This is a genomic window from Kitasatospora sp. NPDC088160 (assembly GCF_044741445.1).
In the GTDB taxonomy this organism is placed as follows: domain Bacteria; phylum Actinomycetota; class Actinomycetes; order Streptomycetales; family Streptomycetaceae; genus Kitasatospora.
This window is the reverse complement of the sequence record NZ_JBIUSS010000009.1, coordinates 55,451-76,138: the sequence shown is the minus strand read 5'-3', so window position 1 is coordinate 76,138 and position 20,688 is coordinate 55,451. Positions and strand designations below refer to the sequence as shown.

Genomic DNA, 20,688 nt, shown 5'->3' with positions numbered 1-20,688 from the left:
GCACCGACGGCGCCCCTGTCGGAGGATCCGGAGGAGATCAGCCCTCGTCGGTGGCCGCGGCCTTCCCGACGGCGGTCTTCTTGGCCGCCGTCTTCTTCGCCGCGGTCGCCTTCGTCGCCGTCGCCTTCGTCGCGGTCTTCTTGGCGGCGGTCTTCTTCGCGGTCGCGGTCTTGGTGGCCACGGTCTTGGTCGCCGTCGCCTTCTTGGCGGTCGTCTTCTTGGCCGGGGCCTTCTTCGCCGTCTTCTTCACCGGCCCGCGCGCCCGCTTCTCGGCGAGCAGCTCGTAGCCGCGCTCCGGCGTGATGGTCTCGACCTCGTCGTCCTTGCGGAGCGTGGCGTTGGTCTCGCCGTCGGTCACGTACGGTCCGAAGCGGCCGTCCTTGACCACGACGGGGCGCTCGCTGACCGGGTCGGTGCCCAGCTCCTTGAGCGGCGGGGCGGCGGCGGCCCGGCCGCGCTGCTTGGGCTGGGCGTAGATGGCCAGGGCCTCCTCCAGGGTGACCGTGAACATCTGCTCCTCACTGGTGAGCGAGCGGGAGTCGGTGCCGCGCTTGAGGTACGGACCGTAGCGGCCGTTCTGCGCGGTGATCTCCACGCCCTCGGCGTCGGCGCCGACCACACGCGGCAGCGAGAGCAGCCGCAGCGCGTCCTCCAGGGTGACGGCGTCCAGCGACATCGTCTTCAGCAGCGAGGCGGTGCGCGGCTTGACCGCGTTCTTGCCGGTCTTGGGCGTGCCCTCGGGCAGGATCTCGGTCACGTAGGGCCCGTAGCGGCCGTCCTTGGCGACCAGCATGTTGCCGCTGACCGGGTCCGGGCCGAGCTCGAAGTCGCCGCTGGGCTTGGCCAGCAGTTCCTCGGCCAGCTCGACGGTGAGCTCGTCCGGCGGCAGGTCGTCGGGGATGTCGGCGCGCTGGCCGGGCTCGCCCTCGACGTCGGAGGCGCGCTCGACGTACGGGCCGTAGCGGCCGACCCGCAGGGTGATGCCGTCCCCGATCCGGAACGAGCTGATCTCCCGGGCGTCGATCGCGCCGAGGTCGGTGACCAGTTCCTTCAGGCCGCCCAGGTGGTCGCCGTCGCCGTTGCCGGCCTCGGCGGCGCCGCCGGTCGCGTGGCCGTCGCCCTCGCCGAAGTAGAAGCGCTTCAGCCACGGCACGGACTTGGCCTCGCCGGCCGCGATCCGGTCGAGGTCGTCCTCCATCTTGGCGGTGAAGTCGTAGTCGACCAGCCGGCCGAAGTGCTTCTCCAGGAGGTTGACCACGGCGAAGGAGAGGAAGGACGGGACGAGCGCCGTCCCCTTCTTGAACACGTACCGGCGCTGGATGATCGTATCGATGATCGACGCGTAGGTGGAGGGGCGACCGATCTCCCGGTCCTCCAGCTCCTTGACCAGCGAGGCCTCGGTGTAGCGGGCCGGCGGCTTGGTGGCGTGGCCCTCGGGGGTGAGCTGCTCGGCGGCCAGCGGGTCGCCCTCGACGACCTGCGGCAGCCGGCGCTCGCGGTCGTCCAGCTCGGCGTTCGGGTCGTCCGCGCCCTCGACGTAGGCCTTGAGGAAGCCGTGGAAGGTGATGATCTTGCCGGAGGCGGAGAACTCGACGTCACGGCCGTCCGCGGACGCGCCGCCGACCTTGACGGTCACCGACTGGCCGACCGCGTCCTTCATCTGGGAGGCGACGGTGCGCATCCAGATCAGCTCGTAGAGCCGGAAGTCGTCGCCGGTCAGGCCGGTCTCGGCGGGGGTACGGAAGCGGTCGCCGGAGGGGCGGACGGCCTCGTGCGCCTCCTGCGCGTTCTTGACCTTGCTGGCGTAGGTGCGCGGGGCGTCCGGCAGGTAGTCGGCGCCGTACAGCTGGGTGACCTGCGCGCGGGCGGCGGAGATCGCGGTCTCCGACAGCGTGGTGGAGTCGGTGCGCATATAGGTGATGAAGCCGTTCTCGTACAGCTTCTGGGCCACCTGCATGGTCCGCTTGGCGCCGAAGCCCAGCTTGCGGCTGGCCTCCTGCTGGAGCGTGGTGGTGCGGAACGGCGCGTACGGCGAGCGGCGGTAGGGCTTGGACTCGACGCTGCGGACGCTGAACGCGGTCTGCTCCAGGGCGGCGGCCAGCTGCCGGGCGGCCTGCTCGTCCAGGTGCAGCGTGTTGGCGCTGCCGGCCTTCAGCCGGCCGTCCGAGCCGAAGTCGCGGCCGGTGGCGATCCGCTTGCCGTCCACCGAGGAGAGCCGGGCGCCGAGGGTCTCCGGGTTGGCCGCGTCAGCCGGGGTGCGGCCGGTGCCGAAGGTGCCGACCAGGTCCCAGTACGAGGCGGTGCGGAAGGCGATCCGCTCGCGCTCGCGCTCGACCACCAGCCGGGTCGCGACGGACTGCACCCGGCCCGCCGACAGCTTCGGCATGACCTTCTTCCACAGCACCGGCGAGACCTCGAAGCCGTAGAGGCGGTCGAGGATGCGGCGGGTCTCCTGGGCGTCGACCAGGCGCTGGTTGAGCTCGCGCGGGTTGGCCACCGCCTCCTGGATCGCCGTCTTGGTGATCTCGTGGAAGACCATCCGGTGCACCGGCACCTTGGGCTTGAGCACCTGCTGGAGGTGCCACGCGATGGCCTCGCCCTCGCGGTCCTCATCGGTGGCGAGGAAGAGCTCGTCGGACTCCGCGAGCAGCGACTTCAACTTGCTGACCTGGGACTTCTTGTCCGCGTTGACCACGTAGATGGGGGCGAAGTCGTGGTCGACGTCCACCCCGAGGCGGCGCACCTCGCCGGTGTACTTGTCCGGGACCTCCGCCGCGGTGCTGGGGAGGTCGCGGATGTGCCCGACGCTCGCCTCGACGATGTAGCCGGGGCCCAGGTAGCCCTTGATCGTCTTCGCCTTGGCCGGCGACTCGACAATGACGAGTCGCTGTCCGTGCGCGGTCTCGCTGCTCGGGGACACCTTCGCTCTTCTCTCCCGGTCCTTATGTGGGCTGGTCGGCGCTGGCAGCACGGGCTGCGCTCCGCCCGACCCCTCCACCGTCCCGGGGCTGCCGCTGTACGACGACCCCACCAGCGGAGTGTGACCGTACCCCGGCCACCCTTGTCAAACGGAAGGATCCCGCGTTTTCACTTTGCCGGGCTCACCGACGCCACTCGAACGGTAACCCGATGACGGAGGTTCGCGCCCCGTGGAGGGGGGCTTCGGCGGGTTCCGGAGGATGGAATGACGGATTTCAAAATCTGTCAACGGAATATCGACGGCCCCGCGGAGGGCCGCGGCGGGGCCTCCCCAGAGCGCCGGCCACCGGTTCCCGGAGAGCCCGACCGGGGTCGGGCGTACGCCCCGGATTCAGCCGTTGACCACCGCGAGCAGCCCGGCGCCCGCCGCCAGACAGCCCATGCCGAGCACGCTCCACAGCAGGTCGGCGACGGCGGCCCGGCGGACCTCCCCGGCCGCCAGCACCACCCGGCTCGGGCGGCGCGGGTCGTAGCAGATCCGCACCGGGGCGCCCGGAGTGAAGCGGTCCGGACGGCGCAGCGGGGTGTGTCCGCGCGGACGGGTGAGCACCAGTTCGGCGATCCGGCCCGCCCCGGCTCCTTCGACCGGGGGCAGGACGGAGAAGGAGAGCAGCGGGGCGCTGTCGAGCTGGCCGTGCGCCTCGTCCTCGGCCACGACCGTGGCCACCGCCGACGCCCCCGAACGGCGGACCCGGTGGCGCAGGCGCACCTCGGCGGCGCACCAGAGCAGCAGCACGCCACCGAAGAGGGCGAGCACCAGCCCGCCCACCGTCGCCGTCGTCGTGTCCACCCCTGGCCCCCGGCTCCCCAGCTCTGTCCACAGCCTGTGGACAGAGCCTCGCAGCAGGGGGCCAACGCGCGGCGGCCGACCGGAGACCGCCGGACGAACCGGGGGGCACGGGAAGGTGAACCGGCGCCGACCGCCCCCGCCAGGTGCGCCGGGTCAGGTGCACCACCCCGAGGGCGCCGGGTCAGGTGCGCCGGGTCAGCCTGCCGGGCGGATGAACCCCTGCTCGGTCAGCAGCCGCAGCGACTCGGGCACCCGGTCCCGCAGGACCACCCGGTCCTCGCCGAGCAACTGCGCGATGGCGTCCACGATCTCGCCCGCCGACAGCGAACCGTCACAGACCCCGACGAAACCGGCACCCACCGTGTCCACCTTGGTGGCCCGCCGCATGCCCCGGTTGTGACGCAGGATCACGTGCTCCGGGTCCTCCGCGCCCGGCTCGCCGACCTGCTCCTGGACCACCTCGTCGGCCAGCACGTAACGGGTCGCGAGCAGGCCCGCGTCGTCGTGCGAACGCAGGAAGTCCTGCCGGTCGAACCACTCCTCGATGTGCGGGCCCAGCGGCTGCTCCACCGGGTGCGGCCACTCCTCCACCCGGACGGTCGGACGCTCCGCGCCGCTCGCCCGCAGGGTGATCCAGCCCATGCCGATGCCCTCGACCCGGCCCGCCTCGAAGGCGTCCAGCCACTCGCCGTACCGGGCCTGGTAGTCGCCGCCCGGACCGCGGTGATCGCCGCCGTCCCGCAGCCACAACTCGGCGTACTGGGCGACGTCCTGGACCTCCCGCTGGACGATCCAGGCGTCCAGCCCGGTGCCCGCCACCCAGCCGGCCAGCCGCTCGTGCCAGTCCTCGCCCTTGACGTGCTGCCAGTTGGCGAGCAACTGGCAGTAGCCGCCCGGCTCCAGGTGGTCGGCGGCCGAGCGGACCAGGCTGCGGCACAGGTCGTCGCCGGCCATGCCGCCGTCGCGGTAGGTGAACCGGCCGGCCGGCGAGATCACGAACGGCGGGTTGGAGACGATCAGGTCGAACCGGCGCTCCCCGACCGGCTCGAAGAGGCTGCCGGCGAGCGCCTCCCGCCGCTCGAAACCGGACAGCGCGAGGGTCAGCTCGGAGAAGCGCAGCGCGCGAGGGTTCAGGTCGGTGGCGGTCACCTGCCCGGCGTGCCGGGCCGCGTGCAGCGCCTGCACGCCGGAACCCGAACCGAGGTCCAGCGCGGACCGGACCGGACGGCGCACGGTGATGTTGGCCAGCGTCGTCGACGCGCCGCCGACCCCGAGCACCAGGTCCTTGCGGGCCACCCCGTGCGCGGTCTCGCCGGATCCGATGCCGCCCGCGCCACCCACCGCGCAGCCCAGGTCGGACACCACCCAGGCGTCCGAACTGTCCATCCCGGCCACTTCGTTGGCGTACGGCCGGACGTCCACCGTCGCCCGCACCAGTTCACCGTCGGAGCGCAGCCAGCCGTCGGCCAGGCAGTCCTCGACCGGCAGCGCGGCCGCGGCCGCCCGGTACGGCACCGGCTGCTGGAGCAGGAACAGCCGGACCAGCGTCTCCAGCGGGCTGCCGCCCCTGGTCGCCCGCAGCGCCGGCACGGCCTCGCTACGGGCCAACGCCGCATAGCCGGTGGGCCCGAGCAGGTCGAGGCAGCCATCGGCGGTGAACGAGGCGGCGAGCAGCGCCTCACGCAACTTGGCGAGGCGGGTCTGGTCGAGAACGGGGCTACTGATCACCCCGCCATTGTCCCCCGCCCCGGACCGGGCGGCCGCCGGGTCCGGGGCGGGTCGAGGGGGTCGGGGGCGGGGTCGGGCACCCTCCGGACCGGCGCCGGAGCGGTCGGCCCGACGGGCCCCGGGCTCAGCTCGCGCTGGGCACGGGGGTGGTCGGGGTGGTCGGCGGGGCGGCGGGCGGGCTCGCCGGGGTGGTGTCGGTGCCCGCGGAGGGGGCGGTCGACGGGCTCGCGCCGTCCGTCGCGCCGGGCGCGGGCGTCCCGCCGGGCGCCCCGGCGCTCGGGGTGGCGGACGCGCCGCCCGGGGCCGCGGCGGCGGGCTTGCAACCGTCCTGCTTGGCCATGGCCGCACCGAGGTCGCCGCGCTGCAGCTTGCCCTGCGCCTGCGTGGACAGCGAGGCCAGCTGCTGGATCTGGTCCGAGATGCTGCGCAGGCCGTCCGCGAACTTCGACTGGTCGGTGTTGGTCACGGCGTCCAGCTTCTTCTGGATGTCCTGATAGCCGTCGGCCGCCTTGGTCAACTCGGCGACGGCGTCCTTCTGCAGGTTCGCGCCGTCCTTCACCTTGGGCACCCCGGCCGCGGTGATGGCCGCCGCGATGTCCTGGTTGGTCTTGGCCAGCCGCCCGATGTCCGTCGAGAGCCGCTTCTGCAGCTCGGTCGGGGTCTCGCCGGTCTTCACCTGGGCGGTGTCGGCGAGCGCGGCCTGCGCCTGGACGATCGGGTCCTTGGCCGAGCCGCAGACGTTCGACGCCCAGGACTCCAGCTGCTTGCCGTTGTCGTCGCCGCAGCCGACGGCACCGAACGCGAGCAGCGCGCCGAGGACGGGTACGGCCAGCAGTCGCTTGTTCACCGGGAGAGGCCTTTCGGTTTCGGTCGTCTTCGGTCGTCGAACCTACACGGCCGATGTCCGCCGACTGGCGCCCGGTTCCCGGACCTCGGGTTGTCCCCACCGGGTGCCCGGCCCCGCTCAGGCGCGCTCGACGCGGATCGGGCGGTTCGGATAGCCGGGCCGGGCCGGGCCGGACGGCGCGCGGCACGCTGACCGGCGTGCCGAAGCAGACCTCTTCGCCCCAGGTGCTCACCGAGGAGCTGATCGGCAGCTCGGTCCGGAGCGCCTTCCTTGTCACGACAGGTCCGATCACCGATCGGACCCGGTCGTGCCGGAAGCAACGAACCGCCAGGTTCAACAACGTGTCAACGCGTCCCGGAGGACTGGACCGACACCCGGACCACCCGGGGCGCACGAGGCACCCCGAAGGTCGGGGCCCTCAGACCACCACGGACTCGACCGAGACCGGCCAGCTCATCCGGATCAGGCCGCCGTCCGTGCCGTTGGTGACCTCCAGGTCCTCGACCAGGCCGGTGATCACCGCGAGGCCGAGGGTGTCCTCGTCCGGGTCCGCCTCCTCGGCGGCGCCGGGGGCCGGGACGGCGGCGGGGCCGGCCTCGTCCTCGACCTCGATGAGGAAACGCTTCTCCTGGTCGGTCAACGCGACCCGGACCGTGCCGCCGATGCCGCCGCGCTGGTGCAGGCCGACCGCGCGGGAGCAGGCCTCACCGACCGCGAGCCGTACCTCGTCGAGCACCGACTCGTCGACCCCGGCCCGTCTCGCGACGGCCGCGGCGACCAGCCGGGCCGTTCGCACGTGCTCCGGAAGCGCGCTGAATCGAAGTTCGACGGTTGCCATCTCTCCCCTTCGGGGTGCTCCGACCGGGGCCGACGATGCGGCCCCTGCGGGCCGGCGGAACCGGCCCCGGGGCGGCCGGGGAAGCACCGGGGCCCGCAGGCCCCGGCACCCCGGACGCGTGGGACGAACGGGCCGGCCTCCACGGGCACGGGCCGGCCCGGCCGCGTCAGTCGGTCGCGTTGACCGCGTCGTCCACCGAGGTGTGGATCGGGAAGACCTTGGTCAGGCCGGTGATGCGGAAAATCTTCAGGATGCGCTCCTGGTTGCAGACCAGGCGCAGCGAGCCCTCGTGGGCACGCACCCGCTTCAGACCGCCCACCAGCACACCGAGGCCGGTCGAGTCGAGGAAGTCAACGCCTTCCATGTCGACGACGAGGTGGTACTTGCCGTCGTTGACGAGCTCGACCAGCTGCTCCCGCAGCTTCGGGGCGGTGTACACATCGATCTCGCCGCCAACCTCGACGACCGTACGATCGCCGACTGAACGGGTCGACAGGGACAGGTCCACGGAACCTCCAGCACCTTGCCTTGCTACGTCATGTGCGATCCTCGGCCGGCCGGCCGCCACCGCATGGTCGCGAGCCCGGGCGCGCCCAGCCACACGTGGCAAGCCTCGGCGCTGCGACCCACGGCCATCCGGCCGTCACGGCCACATTCAACCACCTGCGACCATGCCCGCACGATGGCTTACGACGATTCTCCGTCACGCCGGTGACACACTGGGTCCTCATGCCGCCCCGACACAGCCTGCCCGAGGCACTGCTCACGACCCTGTCCACCAGCCGGGGGCGGTCCGACCGGCTCACCCATACGGAGCACCTTCCCGCCCGACCTGCGCGTTATGCGCCGTGGCCCGAGTCGATCCGGCCCGAGATCGTGGCCGCCGCGCTCGCCGTCGGCGTGGAGCAGCCCTGGGCGCACCAGGCAGAAGCGATGAAACTGGCCAAAAGCGGTCAGACTGTGGTGATCGCCACAGGGACCGCCTCGGGCAAGTCGCTCGGCTACCTGGCCCCGGTCCTCAGCGACCTGCTGGAGGGCACCGAGGCCCGCAACGGCCGCGGCGCCACCGCGCTCTACCTCGCCCCGACCAAGGCGCTCGCCGCCGACCAGCGCCGCCGGGCCGCCGAACTAGCCCCGCCCCGGGTCCGACCCGCCCTCTACGACGGCGACACCCCGCCCGAGGAACGCGAGTGGGTCCGCCAGTACGCCTCGTACGTGCTCACCAACCCGGACATGCTGCACCGCGGCATCCTGCCCGCCCACGCCCGCTGGGCCTCCTTCCTCAAGGTGCTGCGCTACGTGGTCGTCGACGAGTGCCACAGCTACCGGGGCGTGTTCGGCTCACACGTCGCCCAGGTCCTCCGGCGGCTGCGCCGCGTCTGCGCCCGATACGGTTCGTCACCCACCTTCCTGCTCGCCTCCGCCACCACCGCCGACCCGGCCGCCACCGCCGAGCGTCTGACCGGCCTGCCCGCCCGGGCGGTCACCGAGGACGCCTCGCCGCGCGGGCCGATGGTCTTCGGCCTCTGGGAGCCGCCGCTGACCGAGAACGTCGGCGAACACGGCGCGCCCGTCCGCCGCACGGCCACCGCCGAGGCCGCGCACCTGCTGACCGACCTGGTCGAGCGCCAGACCCGCACCGTCGTCTTCGTCCGCTCCCGCCGGGCCGCCGAACTCGTCGCCCTCCAGACCCAGGACCAGCTCGGCCGACCGCTCGCCGACCGGGTGGCCGCCTACCGCGGCGGATACCTCGCCGACGAACGCCGGGCCTTGGAACGCGCGCTGCACACCGGCCGACTGCTCGGACTCGCCTCCACCTCCGCCCTCGAACTCGGCGTCGACGTCTCCGGCCTCGACGCCGTCCTGATGGCCGGCTACCCCGGCACCCGGGCCTCGCTCTGGCAGCAGGCCGGGCGGGCGGGCCGCGAGGCCCAGGGCGCGCTGGCCATCCTGATCGCCCGGGACGACCCGCTGGACACCTACCTGGTGCACCACCCGGAGGCGCTGTTCGCGGCGCCCGTCGAAGCCACCGTGCTCGACCCGGACAACCCCCACGTGCTCGCGCCGCACCTGTGCGCGGCAGCCGCCGAACTCCCGCTCACCGACGCCGACCTGGAGCTGTTCGGCCCCTCCACCGCACCGCTGCTGCTCGTCCTGGAACGGCGCGGCCTGCTGCGCCGGCGCAGCGACGGCTCCTGGTACTGGACCCGCCGCGAACGCGCGGCCGACGCCGTCGACCTGCGCGGCAGCGGCGGCAGCCCGGTGCAGATCGTCGAGGCCGACACCGGCCGACTGCTCGGCACGGTGGACGCCGCGGCCGCCCACACCACCGTCCACACCGGGGCCGTCCACCTGCACCAGGGCCGCACCTTCCTGGTCCGGGAACTCGACCTGGAGAACTCGGTCGCCCTGGTCGAGCCGGCCGACCCGCCGTACACCACGGCCGCCCGCGACATCACCTCCATCTCCGTGCTCGACACCGACACCACCGTTGCCTGGGGCGAGGGCCGGCTCAGCTTCGGTTCGGTGGAGGTGGTCAACCAGGTGGTCGGCTACCTCCGGAAGCGGATCTCCACCGGGGAGATCATGGGCGAGAGCAAGCTCGACCTACCGCCCCGCACGCTGCGCACCCGCGCGGTCTGGTGGTCCGTCACCGAGGACCAGCTGCTGGACGCGGACCTTCCGCTCGACCAGTTGCCCGGCGCCGCCCACGCCGCCGAACACGCCTCGATCGGCCTGCTGCCGCTGTTCGCCACCTGCGACCGCTGGGACATCGGCGGCGTCTCCGTCCCGCTGCACCCCGACACCGAACTGCCCACCGTGTTCGTCTACGACGGCCACCCGGGCGGGGCCGGCTTCGCCGAACGCGGCTTCCAGCGGGCCGTCGAGTGGCTGACGGCCACGCGCGAGGCGATCGCCTCCTGCGAGTGCGAGCGCGGCTGCCCGTCCTGCGTCCAGTCACCCAAGTGCGGCAACGGGAACGAACCGCTGGACAAGGCCGCGGCCGTCCAACTGCTGGACGTCCTGCTGGCCGGCGCCCCCAGGACGGCAGGCTCCGGGACGGCAGGCTCCGGGACGGCAGGCTCCGGGACGGCAGGCTCCGGGACGGCGGACCCCTCAGCAGGCCCCTCCACAGGCCCCTCAGCGAGCTCCGAAGCGGACCACGGGACGGACTCCGAGAAGGACTAGGAGACGAACTCCGGGGCGAAGCCCGAGCCGAGCGCGGACGCTGGGCCGCCGACCGGCTCATGAGCCCGCCGCCGACCCGCCGGTCGACCCGCCGAGGCCGTCCTCGGCGGCGGTGACCGCGGCCCGCACCGGCCCGGCCCGCGCCCTCGCCCGCGCCGGACCGACCGGCAGACGCGCCGGCAGCCCACTGACCGTCACCTCGGCCACCACCTCGACGGCGTCCCCCGTCCGGTCCACCGTGCAGGACACCAGGCCGGCGCCCTGCGCGGCGGCGATCCCCTCGGCCCGCCCGCACCCGCCGTCCGGGTCCAGCAGCAGCCGGTCCGCGGCCGCGAGCGCCGCCAGGTCGGCGGCCGACTCGGCCCGGTGCCGCGCGGCGACCACCGCTCCGACCGCGATCGTCCCGGCGAAGACCGCCGTGCCGAGCATCGCCAGGGCGAGCAGCCAGACCGTCGCCGAACCGGCGTCCGGCCCGCGCCCGCCGACGGCGGCCACCCGGGCGGTACGCGTTCTCGCCCACCGCCGCGCCCTTGACCGCACCCCGGTCAGGCCGGCCATGAACCACCACCTCCCGCGATTCCCGCACTTCCCGTGACCCCTACGAGGGTGTCCTCCCGCGCCGCCACCGCGGTCGCGCCCAGCCGTACCGCGAGCAGCCCGCCGAGCCTGCCCGGCGCCCCGCACGGCGCGTCCACCTCCACCCGCACCACCTCCGCCGCCATCACCACCCGTACCTGAGCCCCCGGCGGCGCGGCCGCGCGGGCGAGTTCGGCGGCGTCCGCCTCCCCGCGTGCGGCCGCCCTGGCCCCGACCCGGGCCGCGTCCACACAGCGGATCTGCGCGGCCGCCGCCAGCACGCCCCAGATCAGCATCGCCGCGAGCAGGACGAGCGCTGGCAGGGCCACCGCGGTCTCCGCCGTGACGAAGCCCGCATCGCCGCGCCGGCCCGGCCGCAGCGACCACGCCCGCCCACCACCACGTGCCGCCGCCAGGCCGGGGTGAGCCCTCGGCCTCACGCCATCCGCCCGGAGGCGGTGCGCGGCGGCGTCGGGGTGCGTGCACCGAACGGCGGCGGAGGGGCAGGACGCGGTGGGGGCACCTCCCGGCCGAAGGCCGGGGGCCGCCGGGCGGCCTACGGCAACGCGACGAGACCCGCTCCCCAACGCCGCCGCGCAGGCGGGAGTTCGTGGACGGTCGCTAGGTCGCATGAAGCGCCCGTTCCAGTGAATCGGTCAGCGCCCCCATGATGGTCGCGCTGGTCACCACCTTGTACAGCCCGGCCGCGAGGGCACACGCGGCCAAGGTGCCGACGGCATATTCCGCCGTGGTCATCCCGGCGTCCGACCGGCCCCGGCTCCGGGCCATCCCGCGCATCCGGCGGGCCGCCCAGCGGCTCCTGCGCCGCCATACCCCGGGCGCGTGCCGGAGCGCGAGCCCGCTGCCGGGCCTCGTTGCGATCACTGCGGTCATGAATCTCTCCTGTCTCCGAAATACGAAATACGAAATACCGATGCCCCCGCCGTACCGATGCCCCCGGTGCCGTCTACGCGGCTGCCGCCGACGCCGCTGCCCACGGATCCGCCGCCGATCCGCTTGGCGCGGCCCTCGTTCAACCGCCCTGCGCGAAGCGGGTGGTGAGGCCGATGACGACCGGCACCACGCCGATCAGGACGAAGGCCGGGAGGAAGCAGAGTCCGAGCGGAGCGGTGGCGAGCACCCCCGCCCGGCGGACCCGGGCGTGGGCCGCCCGGGCTGCCGCCGTCCGCCGCCCCTGCGCGAGCCCGATCAAGGGCCCGGCCGCCGGAGCCCCGCCGAGGCTCGTCCGGACCAGGCAGCGCGCCAGCGGGGCCAGCGACGGGTGCTGCTCGCCCAGACGGCTCCAGCACAGTTCCGGCGGTGCGCCCAGGGCCAGTTCGGCACCGATCGCGACCAGCCGGGGCCCCATCGGTGCCCCCACGCTCCGGCCGACCGCCGACACCGCTGCCGAGGGTGAGGCCGCCGAACCGAGGCAGGCCGCCAACAGCTCCGCACTCAGCGGGAGTTGCCTGGTCAGCAGTTCCTCCTCCAGGACCGCCCGCCGCTCCGTCGGGGACCGCACCCGGGCCGACCACCGGTGCACACCCGCCGCAAGCAGCGCCCCGACGACCACCCCGACGGCGCCGCCGAGCAGCACCGCCGCGCCGGCCCCGGAGCCCACCGCCAGGGCCACGGGCCGCCACCGCCCGCCACCGCCGCCACCACCACCACCACCAGAAGCCGACGCCCCCACCCCCGCCCCCGGCGACACCCGCGCCAACACCCGGCCGAGCGCCCGCCGCTGTCGCGCCCACCCGCACACCAGCACCACGCCGGCCACCACCACCGGAGCCCCGACGACCACCCACCCGACTCCCCGATTCACCCCGACACCACCTCCGCCCGTGTCCGCACCCGCGCCCGTACCCGTGAGAGCCCGCAGCTCCCGCCGCCACCAGTGCCCCGCACCCCGGCAGCCCGCCGGGGCGCCTCCAAGGCGCCCTGGGCCGCCGCCCGGACGATGCGCGCTGTCCAGAGCACGCCCAGCCCCTCCAGTGCCGCCCCCGCAGCGAGGCACCCCAGCCCGGCCGGCGTGTGCAGCAGGACGCCCACCGGCCGGGCCCCGAGCGCCGCCCCCAGCAGCAACCCGGCGGCCGGCAGAGCGGCCAGGACGGCGATCGTGGTCCGCGGGCCCGCCAGCTCCCCAGCGATCTCCTCCGCCAGCGCCCGCTCGCCGCGCAACGCCTCCGCCACCCGGTCCAGCGCGACGGCCAGCCCCGACCCGCTGTCGGACGCGACCCGCCAGCAGGCCGCGATCGCCGACGCGCCGCTCCCGCCCGGCAGTTCGGCGAGCAGGTGCAGCGCGGCGGGCACGTCCCCGCCGTACCGGCCCGCCGCGAGCCGCGCCACCGGCTCCTCGCCGAGCCTGCGCAGCCCGTCCGGGTCGGCCGCGAGGCGGGCCGTGACCAGGTGCAACGCCTGCTCCGGCGTCGCCCCGCTGCGCAACTCCCCTGCCAGCCCTGCGCAGAGCTCCACCACGGAGGCCGCCCGCCGCCCGGCCTCCGCCGTCACGCGCCGCCGCAGCCGCCACCGCCGCAGCGGCAGTACGGCCAGCCCGGCGGCGAGCACCGGCAGCGGCGAGGAGGTCGCTTGCCCGACGGCCAACCCCGCGGGCAGGAGCAACAGTTCGGTCGCCCGCCAGTCGGACGGTCGCGACCGAGCGCGCCCCGCAGTCACCGCCGGCGGGCCCGGCACCGGAACGGGCGGGGGCCCGCTGCCGGCCAGCACCAGCCTGTACCGCCGCCCACCCGGCAGCTGCTGCTGCACCGCACGCCACGCAGCGAGGGCCACCAGGCACAGCACCAATGCCCAGCAGAAAGAGCTCTGATCACCCATCACGTCAGGAACCTCCCGGTCGTCGGTCTTTCCTGTTCCACGCCCCGAGCAGCGTCAGGGCGCCCGCCGCACACCCGCCCAGCAGCAGGACGAACGCAAGTTCCACCGCCCGCGCCCCCGCACCCGCCAACCCGGCCACCGCCGCCGTCACGTCGGCCCCGCCGCGAGCGACACCCCGCGCACCGCCAGCAGCCCGACCAGTCGCTCCCAGCCCGCCCCGGGGACCAGACCGCCCACCACCGGGAACTCCACCGCCGGGGTGGTGACGGCCAGCCCGTCACGGCCGGCGGCCAGCGTGTGGATCTCCGCCACCCGGCGGCGCCCCGAGCCCGGCTCCCTGACCAGGTGCACCACCAGGTCGAGCGCGGCCCGGAGTTGGCTGTGCAGCGCGGGCCGGTCGAGCCCGGCGAGCGAGCCCAACGCCTCCAGCCGGACCGGCACGTCCGCCGCCGTGTTGGCGTGCACCGTGCCGCAGCCGCCTTCGTGCCCGGTGTTCAGCGCGGCCAGCAGGTCCGACACCTCGGCCCCGCGGACCTCTCCGATCACCAGCCGGTCCGGACGCATCCGTAGCGCCTGCCGGACGAGGTCCCGCAGCGTGAGCTCACCCAGCCCCTCCTGGTTGGGCGGTCTGCTCTGCAACCGGACCACGTGCGGATGGGCCGGCCGCAGTTCGGCGGAGTCCTCCGCGATGACGATCCGCTCCTCCGGCCCGACCAGGCCGAGCAGGGCCGCAAGCAGCGTGGTCTTGCCCGTGCCCGTCCCGCCGGACACCAGCAGCGACAGCCTGGCCCGCAGGATGCCGGCCAGCAGGCCGGCGCCCTCCGGCGGCAGCGCCCCGCCCGCCACCAGTTCGTCGAGCGTGAACGGCTGGGGCCGGCAGACCCGCAGCGAGATGTGCGTGCAGCCGGCCGCGATCGGCGGCAGCACGGCGTGCAGGCGGGTGCCGTCCGGCAGCCGGGCGTCCACCCAGGGCCGCGCGTCGTCCAGCCGCCGCCCGGCCGCGGTGGCCAGCCGGTGGGCCAGCCGCCGTACCGCCTCGGCGTCGGCGAACCGGATTCCGGCGGCCCGGTGCAGGCCGCCGCCACGGTCGACCCACACCTCGTCCGGACCGTTCACCAGGACGTCCGTGACGTCGGGCGCCGCCAGCAGCCGCTCCAGCGGGCCCGCACCCACCAGTTCGGCACGCAGCGAGCGCACGGTGTCCAGGACTTCGTCCCCGCCGAGCGGCGGCCGGGTGGCCCGCAGCACCGCCGCGACCGACCCCACCGTCGGGGCGGCACCCGACTCGGCCAGCCGCAGCCGGACCGCGTCCACCAGCTCCGCCGTCCGCTCCTCCCGGGCGGTGCGCCCGTACGGGCAGGGGTGGCGCGGCGCTTCGGGTGACCCGCCGGGCGGCGGCACGCTCCTGAGCGACCGGTGCTCCCGCGCACCCTCGCCCCGGCTCTTCGGACCGCCCCCCGCCCGCACGGTGGGGCCTGTTCTACGCAGACGGACCATCAGTACACACCTCCTCCGACCGCCGGCACCGGCGGCAGCACCTCGTCCAGGAAGGTCTCGCAGAAGCGCGCGAGCGGGCCGCCGTCCCGGATTCCGGGCGGGACGCCCTTCTCGACGTCCTCCGCCAGGCCGGGTTCCGGCTCCAACTCCCCCGCGAGCTCCAGTCGCAGCCCGCGGGCGATCCGGTGGGCCGGGAGTCCGAAGGTGCGCGGCGACCGCACCACCGCCCGGACGTCCCCGAGCCGCATCCGGGTGGCCGCCGCGACCCGGTCGGCGGCGGCCACCGCGCGCAGTTCGGCCGGCACCACCAGCAGCGCCAGGTCGGACTGCTCCAGAGCTTGCCCGGCGGCCGCGTCGAGATGGCGCGGCACGTCGACGACGACCAGCCCACCGCGCCGCCGGGAGGCGGCCAGCACGCTGCGCATGGCCTCCGGCGGCACGGTCAGGGTGTCGCCGCGATCCCAGGACAGGCAGGAGAGCGCGGAGAGCCGTTTGAGCACCGGTAGCGCCCTGGCCAGTTCGACCCCGCTGACCCGCCCGCGCGAGCCGGCCAGATCGGGCCAGCGCAGCCCGCGGGCCGCCTCGCCGCCGAGCAGGATGTCGAGGCCGCCGCCCAGCGGATCTCCGTCGATGAGCATCGTCCGCCGCCCCGCCCGCGCGGCCGTGACCGCGAGGGCGCAGGCCAGGGTCGAGGCTCCGGCCCCGCCCCGGCCGCCGAGCACGGCGACGGTGAGCGCCGGGGAGCCGGCGCCCTCGGCCGCGTCGGCGATCCGGTCGAGCAGCCAGGCCTCGGCGTCGGGGAGGAACAGCACGTGTTCGGCGCCGAGTTGGACGGCTCTGACCCACACCCCGGCGTCGTCGAGGTCCAGCCCGAGCAGCAGCACCCCGCCGCGCCGGCCGAGCCCGGCGCACCGGGCGGCCTGGTCGTCCCCGATGAGCACCAGTGAGGCGCCCTCCCAGAGCTCGCGCGGCGGTGGTGCGCCCCGGATCAGCCTCGGTTCGGTGCCGGCGGCCGCGCAGAGCCGCAGCAGGTGCTCGGCCAGGCCCTCGTCCTCGGTGACGACGAGCGGGCCGCTGGCCCCGGGCCCTTCGGTGGTGGCGTGGTCGGCGATCGGCGTCGACATGGTGGGCTCCCCTCTGCGCCCCCGGCCGCCAGGGGCGGTCCGGGGCGCACGTCGGACGGTTCCGGCGAACGGCCGCCCGGCAGACCTCGTGGGAGAGAGGGAGGTGAGATCCGCCCGGCGACCGCCGCCGACCATCACGGTGGGGGGAGATCGGGATTCCGTCATCCACGATGCGAATACCTGTGGATAACTCGTGGGCTGTGGAGGAAAACGTTCACCCGGGCGAGGGATTTATCGTCAAAGAATTGACGATCGGGGATCACGGATGTGAACCGGAAGCCCGTCGCACCCTCGCCGGCCACCCGACGGACCCTCCCGGCCGCCCCCTCGGGCACCCCGCCGCAGCAGCTCTGCCCACCGATCGGAACCAGCCGAAGAGCCACGGGCAGCCATGAGCAAACAGCGACGCAGAGTGACGAAAGGTGGTCAGTGGACCAGGGTGTCGACACCCCCCGTACACCGTCGGCAGGGCGGCCGCGGCGCTCGCCGCGAGGGGCCTTCAGGGTCCAAAAATGGCCCCGGACGTGCGACGACCCCCGCCGGGGGGGAGAGCGGGGGTCGTCTATCCACGGCCCGACTCGGGGGGGAGGAGCCGGACCGGGTTAGCACGGTCGCGAACGATCCGTGACTTCCATGGTGTACCCGAGCGGCCAGAAACACAAACCCGCACGCCCACGAGTACACCGAATGGCGGCCTGTTTTGCGGCTCCCTCTATCCTCGGTTCCCGTGGACACCACCGAGAACGCCGACGACCACGCCGACGAGTCCCCGGGCGAGGCCACCGGGCCCGCGCAGACCCGCTCACCCGTTCGCCCCGGGCCGGGCGGGCCGCGCACGGCGGCCTTCTTCGACCTGGACAAGACCATCATCGCCAAGTCGAGCGCGCTGGCCTTCAGCCGCCCGTTCTACCAGGGCGGTCTGATCAACCGTCGGGCCGTACTGCGCAGCGCGTACGCCCAGTTCGTCTTCCTGGTCGGCGGCGCGGACCACGACCAGATGGAGAAGATGCGCGAGTACCTCTCCTCGCTCACCCGGGGCTGGAACGTCCAGCAGGTCCGCGAGATCGTCGCGGAGACGCTGCACAACCTGATCGACCCGATCATCTACGACGAGGCCGCCTCACTGATCGAGCAGCACCACGCGGCCGGTCGGGACGTGGTGATCGTCAGCAGTTCGGGCTCCGAGGTGGTCGAGCCGATCGGCGCGCTGCTCGGCGCGGACCACGTGATCGCCACCCGGCTCAAGGTCGAGGACGGCTGCTACACCGGCGAGATCGAGTACTACGCCTACGCCGAGAACAAGGCTGCCGCCATCCGGGAGTTGGCCGAGTCCGAGGGCTACGACCTGGCCGCGTCCTACGCCTACAGCGACTCCTCCACCGACCTGCCACTGCTGGAGGCCGTCGGCCACCCGTCGGCGGTCAACCCCGACCGCGCGCTGCGGAAGGAGGCGCAGGCCCGGGAGTGGCCGGTGCTGGTCTTCGACCGGCCGGTGGAACTGCGGCGGCGGCTCCCGGAGTTCTCCGCGCCGAGCGGCTCGGTGCTGACGGCCGTGGCGATCGGGACGGCGGCCGTGACCGCCGGGGTCATCTGGTACCTGGCCCACCGGCGCCGCCCGGAGGCCTGAACCGCCCGCCGCGGGCCCCGCAACGCGGGCAACCGCAGGCCCCACAGTGCAGGGCAAATCAGACAATCAGCACAGAGTTCTCTTTTCGGGTTCCCCTTTCGCCCGAAACGCGATACAAATGAAGCACGGCCCGCGAGACCCGGTCAGGACCCGAAGAGGTCAAACCGACAACGCAGTTAAGGCCCCACGGACCGCGTGTTCAGGTATCCGAGCACCCACATGCAGCCGACCCGCTGTCGGGCCGCTGGACCAGACGAACGGGCAGGATCCCCGTCTGATCAGCACTTCCGGTGCATGCATGGTCACCCGGTATCTGCACCAGCGGCGGCACCAGGCAGGATCGGGTGCCGCCGCATCTTCGTGCCGGAAGCGCCAGAAGCGCCCGCGGTCCCCGCCCGCGCCGCCCCCGCGGCCCCCGCCCGCTCAGACCATCCCGCGCTGCATCGCCTCGCAGACCGCCGTACTCTCCCGCACCCCGAGCCGCAGCGCCCGCCCGCAGTGCGCGATCCAGGCCGCCATCCCCTCGGGCGTGCCCGCCAGATAGCCGGCCAGGGCCCGCCGGTAGGCGTCGGTGCCGAGTTCCGCCAGCCCGACCTCGGCCGGGCAGATCGACTTCGGGTCGAGCCCCTCGGCGAGCAGCACGATCCGCTGGGCGGCCCGCGCGATCACGCCGTTGTACGCGCCGAACGGCCGCAGCGCGAGCAGTTCGCCGTGCACCACGGAGGCGACCACCAGGGCCGGCGTCCCCACGCCCTGGCCCTCGGCGCGCGCCACCAGCAGTCGGGAGAGCTGGTCGAGCCGGGCCGCGACCTCCTCGGCACCCGGGGCGGGCGGCAGCGCGGGCAGCGGTTCGTCCACCTGGACGACCTCGACGCTCTCCACCGGCTCGAGCCCCAGCGGGAACAGGTCCTCGACGCCTTCGCCCGCGCGGCGGGGCCGCCCGGCGGACGGCTCGCCGTCGCCGACGGCGAGCAGGTGCAGCCGGGCCAGCACCTGGAGCGGCGAGTGCCGCCAGATGCTGAGCAGCTGGCCGGCCTCGGCGGCGATCCGCAGGGCCGCGCCGACCGTCCGAGCCTCGGGGTCCGCGCTGAAGTCGCTGCGGCGCCGGACCTCCTCCAGCGGCCAGTCGGCCCCGGCCAGCGCCGCCGACGCGCGGGCGCCGCGCAGCGCGGACTCGGAGGTGACCTCGGCCGCGCGGCGGCGCATCACCCGGTGGCCGTAGAGCCGGTCGACGGCCTTGCGGACCTCGGCCACGGCGTCGGGCACCCCGGGGAGCTGGGCCAGCGGGGCGAGGGGATCTGTTCCAGTGCTCACCTACCCGAGAGTAATGAACAGCCGCCCCCTCCCGGAACAGCAACCCCGGATCACCCATTAGAGGCAATCCTCACTTCCCTCCGCCGAGGAGGCCCAAACCCCGGCTAGCATGGCCACTATCGGAGACGATAACTATTTCCACTTAGGGCGCCTCGGCATGTGCGGCCCCTGAGCAGGTGGCCCCCCGAGCGCGGGCCCAGAGCGAGAGCCGGAGTCCCAGATGAAGATCGCCTTCGTCGGCAAGGGCGGCAGCGGGAAGACCACGCTGTCCGCACTGTTCATCCGCCATCTGGCCGCCGCGGGCCGGCCGGTCATCGCCGTCGACGCCGACATCAACCAGCACCTGGGCCCGGCCCTGGGTCTGACGGATGCCCAGGCCGCGGAGCTGCCCTCGCTCGGCGCGCACCTGCCGGAGATCAAGGAGTACCTGCGCGGCAGCAACCCGCTGATCCGCTCGGCCGACGAGATGATCAAGACCACGCCGCCCGGCCGGGGTTCGCGCCTGCTGCGGATCGTCGAGGAGAACCCGGTCTACGCCGTCTGCGCCCGCCCGATCGCCCTGGACGAGGGATCGGTCCGACTGCTGGCGACCGGCGCCTTCACCGAGGAGGACCTCGGGGTGGCCTGCTACCACTCCAAGGTCGGCGCGGTGGAACTGCTGCTCAACCACCTGCTGGACGGCCCCGACGAGTACCTGGTCACCGACATGACGGCGGGCTCGGACTCCTTCGCCTCCGGCCTGTTCACCCGCTTCGACCTGACCTTCCTGGTGGCCGAACCGACCCGCAAGGGCGTCTCCGTCTACCGCCAGTACAAGGACTACGCCCGCGACTTCGGCGTCCGGCTGCGGGTGATCGGCAACAAGGTGCAGGGCCCGGACGACCTGGCGTTCCTGCGCCGGGAGGTCGGCGACGACCTGCTCACCACCTTCGGGCACTCGGACTGGGTGCGCCGTCTGGAGCAGGGCGCCGAGCCGCCGCTGAAGTCGCTGGAGCCGACCAACCGGGCCGTCCTGGAGGAGCTGCGGGCCGAGGCCGAGTCCGCGTACGGGCAGCGGGACGTACGCCGCTACACCGAGCAGGCCGTGCTCTTCCACGTGCGCAACGCGGAGAGTTGGGCCAACGCCAAGGTCGGCGTCGACCTCGCGACCCAGGTGGACGAGGCCTTCGTGCTGGGCGGGGTCGGCGGCGAGCGGCCCGCCCCGGCGGGTGCGCGCGCCTGACGCCGCTCCGCCCGAACGGGCCGTGGCCCTCCCCCCTTCCCCGGGGAGGGCCACGGCCCGTTCCTCATGTCCGGACCGCCCGGCGCCACCGAACGCCCGGCCGTCCCCGGCTCCGCCAGCAG

At 74.2% G+C, this 20,688-nt stretch carries 17 protein-coding genes; 3 read left to right on the top strand and 14 right to left on the bottom strand.

Features of this window, described 5'->3' with window-relative positions; all coding sequences use genetic code 11:
- Window positions 1–37: 37 nt before the first annotated feature.
- From topA to bldG, 6 genes are all read right to left on the bottom strand, one after another.
- A complete protein-coding gene (topA, locus tag ACIOGZ_RS15655) occupies window positions 38–2,920 on the bottom strand; it encodes a type I DNA topoisomerase (RefSeq protein WP_400986178.1) in 2,883 nt (960 codons plus the stop codon).
- Between the two features lie 390 nt (window positions 2,921–3,310).
- Window positions 3,311–3,769, bottom strand: coding sequence for a DUF3592 domain-containing protein (locus ACIOGZ_RS15650; protein WP_400803925.1), 459 nt, complete (start codon window positions 3,767–3,769; stop codon window positions 3,311–3,313).
- Window positions 3,770–3,964: 195 nt separating this feature from the next.
- Window positions 3,965–5,497, bottom strand: a complete 1,533-nt coding sequence (locus ACIOGZ_RS15645) for a methyltransferase (protein WP_400327006.1) — start codon at window positions 5,495–5,497, stop codon at window positions 3,965–3,967.
- 124 nt (window positions 5,498–5,621) lie between these two features.
- Window positions 5,622–6,344: a hypothetical protein gene (locus tag ACIOGZ_RS15640; protein WP_363623087.1), complete on the bottom strand. Its 723-nt coding sequence runs from the start codon at window positions 6,342–6,344 to the stop codon at window positions 5,622–5,624.
- A gap of 418 nt (window positions 6,345–6,762) precedes the next feature.
- Entirely contained in the window at window positions 6,763–7,182 is a 420-nt protein-coding gene (locus tag ACIOGZ_RS15635) for an ATP-binding protein (protein WP_350882018.1), read from the bottom strand.
- A gap of 166 nt (window positions 7,183–7,348) precedes the next feature.
- A complete protein-coding gene (gene bldG, locus ACIOGZ_RS15630; RefSeq protein WP_049659132.1) occupies window positions 7,349–7,690 on the bottom strand; it encodes an anti-sigma factor antagonist BldG in 342 nt (113 codons plus the stop codon).
- Window positions 7,691–7,911: 221 nt separating this feature from the next.
- Between bldG and ACIOGZ_RS15625 the strand changes: the two genes are divergently transcribed.
- A complete protein-coding gene (locus tag ACIOGZ_RS15625; RefSeq protein WP_400986175.1) occupies window positions 7,912–10,371 on the top strand; it encodes a DEAD/DEAH box helicase in 2,460 nt (819 codons plus the stop codon).
- Between the two features lie 57 nt (window positions 10,372–10,428).
- Here ACIOGZ_RS15625 and ACIOGZ_RS15620 read toward each other — a convergent pair whose 3' ends face one another.
- The 7 genes from ACIOGZ_RS15620 to ssd form a co-directional block, all read right to left on the bottom strand.
- On the bottom strand, window positions 10,429–10,929 hold the full coding sequence (locus ACIOGZ_RS15620) for an Rv3654c family TadE-like protein (RefSeq protein ID WP_400986174.1): 501 nt from the start codon (window positions 10,927–10,929) through the stop codon (window positions 10,429–10,431).
- Window positions 10,917–11,276, bottom strand: a complete 360-nt coding sequence (locus ACIOGZ_RS15615) for a TadE family type IV pilus minor pilin (RefSeq protein ID WP_400803943.1) — start codon at window positions 11,274–11,276, stop codon at window positions 10,917–10,919. The genes ACIOGZ_RS15620 and ACIOGZ_RS15615 overlap by 13 nt, the downstream gene beginning before the upstream one ends.
- Window positions 11,277–11,568: 292 nt before the next feature.
- Window positions 11,569–11,841, bottom strand: a complete 273-nt coding sequence (locus tag ACIOGZ_RS15610; protein ID WP_350882009.1) for a DUF4244 domain-containing protein — start codon at window positions 11,839–11,841, stop codon at window positions 11,569–11,571.
- A gap of 139 nt (window positions 11,842–11,980) precedes the next feature.
- Complete coding sequence (locus ACIOGZ_RS15605) at window positions 11,981–12,751, bottom strand: type II secretion system F family protein (protein WP_363627806.1); 771 nt, start codon at window positions 12,749–12,751, stop codon at window positions 11,981–11,983.
- Window positions 12,752–12,768: 17 nt separating this feature from the next.
- On the bottom strand, window positions 12,769–13,551 hold the full coding sequence (locus ACIOGZ_RS15600) for a type II secretion system F family protein (protein ID WP_363627807.1): 783 nt from the start codon (window positions 13,549–13,551) through the stop codon (window positions 12,769–12,771).
- Between the two features lie 378 nt (window positions 13,552–13,929).
- Window positions 13,930–15,279, bottom strand: a complete 1,350-nt coding sequence (locus tag ACIOGZ_RS15595; protein WP_400986172.1) for a TadA family conjugal transfer-associated ATPase — start codon at window positions 15,277–15,279, stop codon at window positions 13,930–13,932.
- The gene (gene ssd, locus ACIOGZ_RS15590) at window positions 15,279–16,403 is read right to left on the bottom strand and encodes a septum site-determining protein Ssd (RefSeq protein ID WP_363587423.1); all 1,125 of its coding nucleotides are present in this window, start codon (window positions 16,401–16,403) and stop codon (window positions 15,279–15,281) included. Before ssd ends, ACIOGZ_RS15595 begins: the two co-directional genes overlap by 1 nt.
- A gap of 727 nt (window positions 16,404–17,130) precedes the next feature.
- Here ssd and ACIOGZ_RS15585 point away from each other — a divergent pair.
- The gene (locus tag ACIOGZ_RS15585) at window positions 17,131–18,030 is read left to right on the top strand and encodes an HAD-IB family hydrolase (RefSeq protein ID WP_363587425.1); all 900 of its coding nucleotides are present in this window, start codon (window positions 17,131–17,133) and stop codon (window positions 18,028–18,030) included.
- Between the two features lie 423 nt (window positions 18,031–18,453).
- On the opposite strand, the gene ACIOGZ_RS15580 is transcribed toward ACIOGZ_RS15585, so the two are convergent.
- On the bottom strand, window positions 18,454–19,344 hold the full coding sequence (locus tag ACIOGZ_RS15580; RefSeq protein ID WP_400803982.1) for an oxidoreductase: 891 nt from the start codon (window positions 19,342–19,344) through the stop codon (window positions 18,454–18,456).
- Window positions 19,345–19,564: 220 nt separating this feature from the next.
- Here ACIOGZ_RS15580 and ACIOGZ_RS15575 point away from each other — a divergent pair, with 220 nt between their 5' ends.
- Window positions 19,565–20,566, top strand: a complete 1,002-nt coding sequence (locus ACIOGZ_RS15575) for an ATP-binding protein (protein WP_400986170.1) — start codon at window positions 19,565–19,567, stop codon at window positions 20,564–20,566.
- Window positions 20,567–20,688: the final 122 nt, after the last annotated feature.

What these genes read in the sequence shown, in the direction of transcription:
- ACIOGZ_RS15610 (WP_350882009.1), bottom strand. Translation starts at nt 11,841, where the DNA reads ATGACCGCAGTGATCGCAACGAGGCCCGGCAGCGGGCTCGCGCTCCGG.
- ACIOGZ_RS15575 (WP_400986170.1), top strand. Translation starts at nt 19,565, where the DNA reads ATGAAGATCGCCTTCGTCGGCAAGGGCGGCAGCGGGAAGACCACGCTG.
- ACIOGZ_RS15635 (WP_350882018.1), bottom strand. Translation starts at nt 7,182, where the DNA reads ATGGCAACCGTCGAACTTCGATTCAGCGCGCTTCCGGAGCACGTGCGA.
- ACIOGZ_RS15625 (WP_400986175.1), top strand. Translation starts at nt 7,912, where the DNA reads ATGCCGCCCCGACACAGCCTGCCCGAGGCACTGCTCACGACCCTGTCC.
- ACIOGZ_RS15595 (WP_400986172.1), bottom strand. Translation starts at nt 15,279, where the DNA reads ATGGTCCGTCTGCGTAGAACAGGCCCCACCGTGCGGGCGGGGGGCGGT.
- ssd (WP_363587423.1), bottom strand. Translation starts at nt 16,403, where the DNA reads ATGTCGACGCCGATCGCCGACCACGCCACCACCGAAGGGCCCGGGGCC.
- ACIOGZ_RS15620 (WP_400986174.1), bottom strand. Translation starts at nt 10,929, where the DNA reads ATGGCCGGCCTGACCGGGGTGCGGTCAAGGGCGCGGCGGTGGGCGAGA.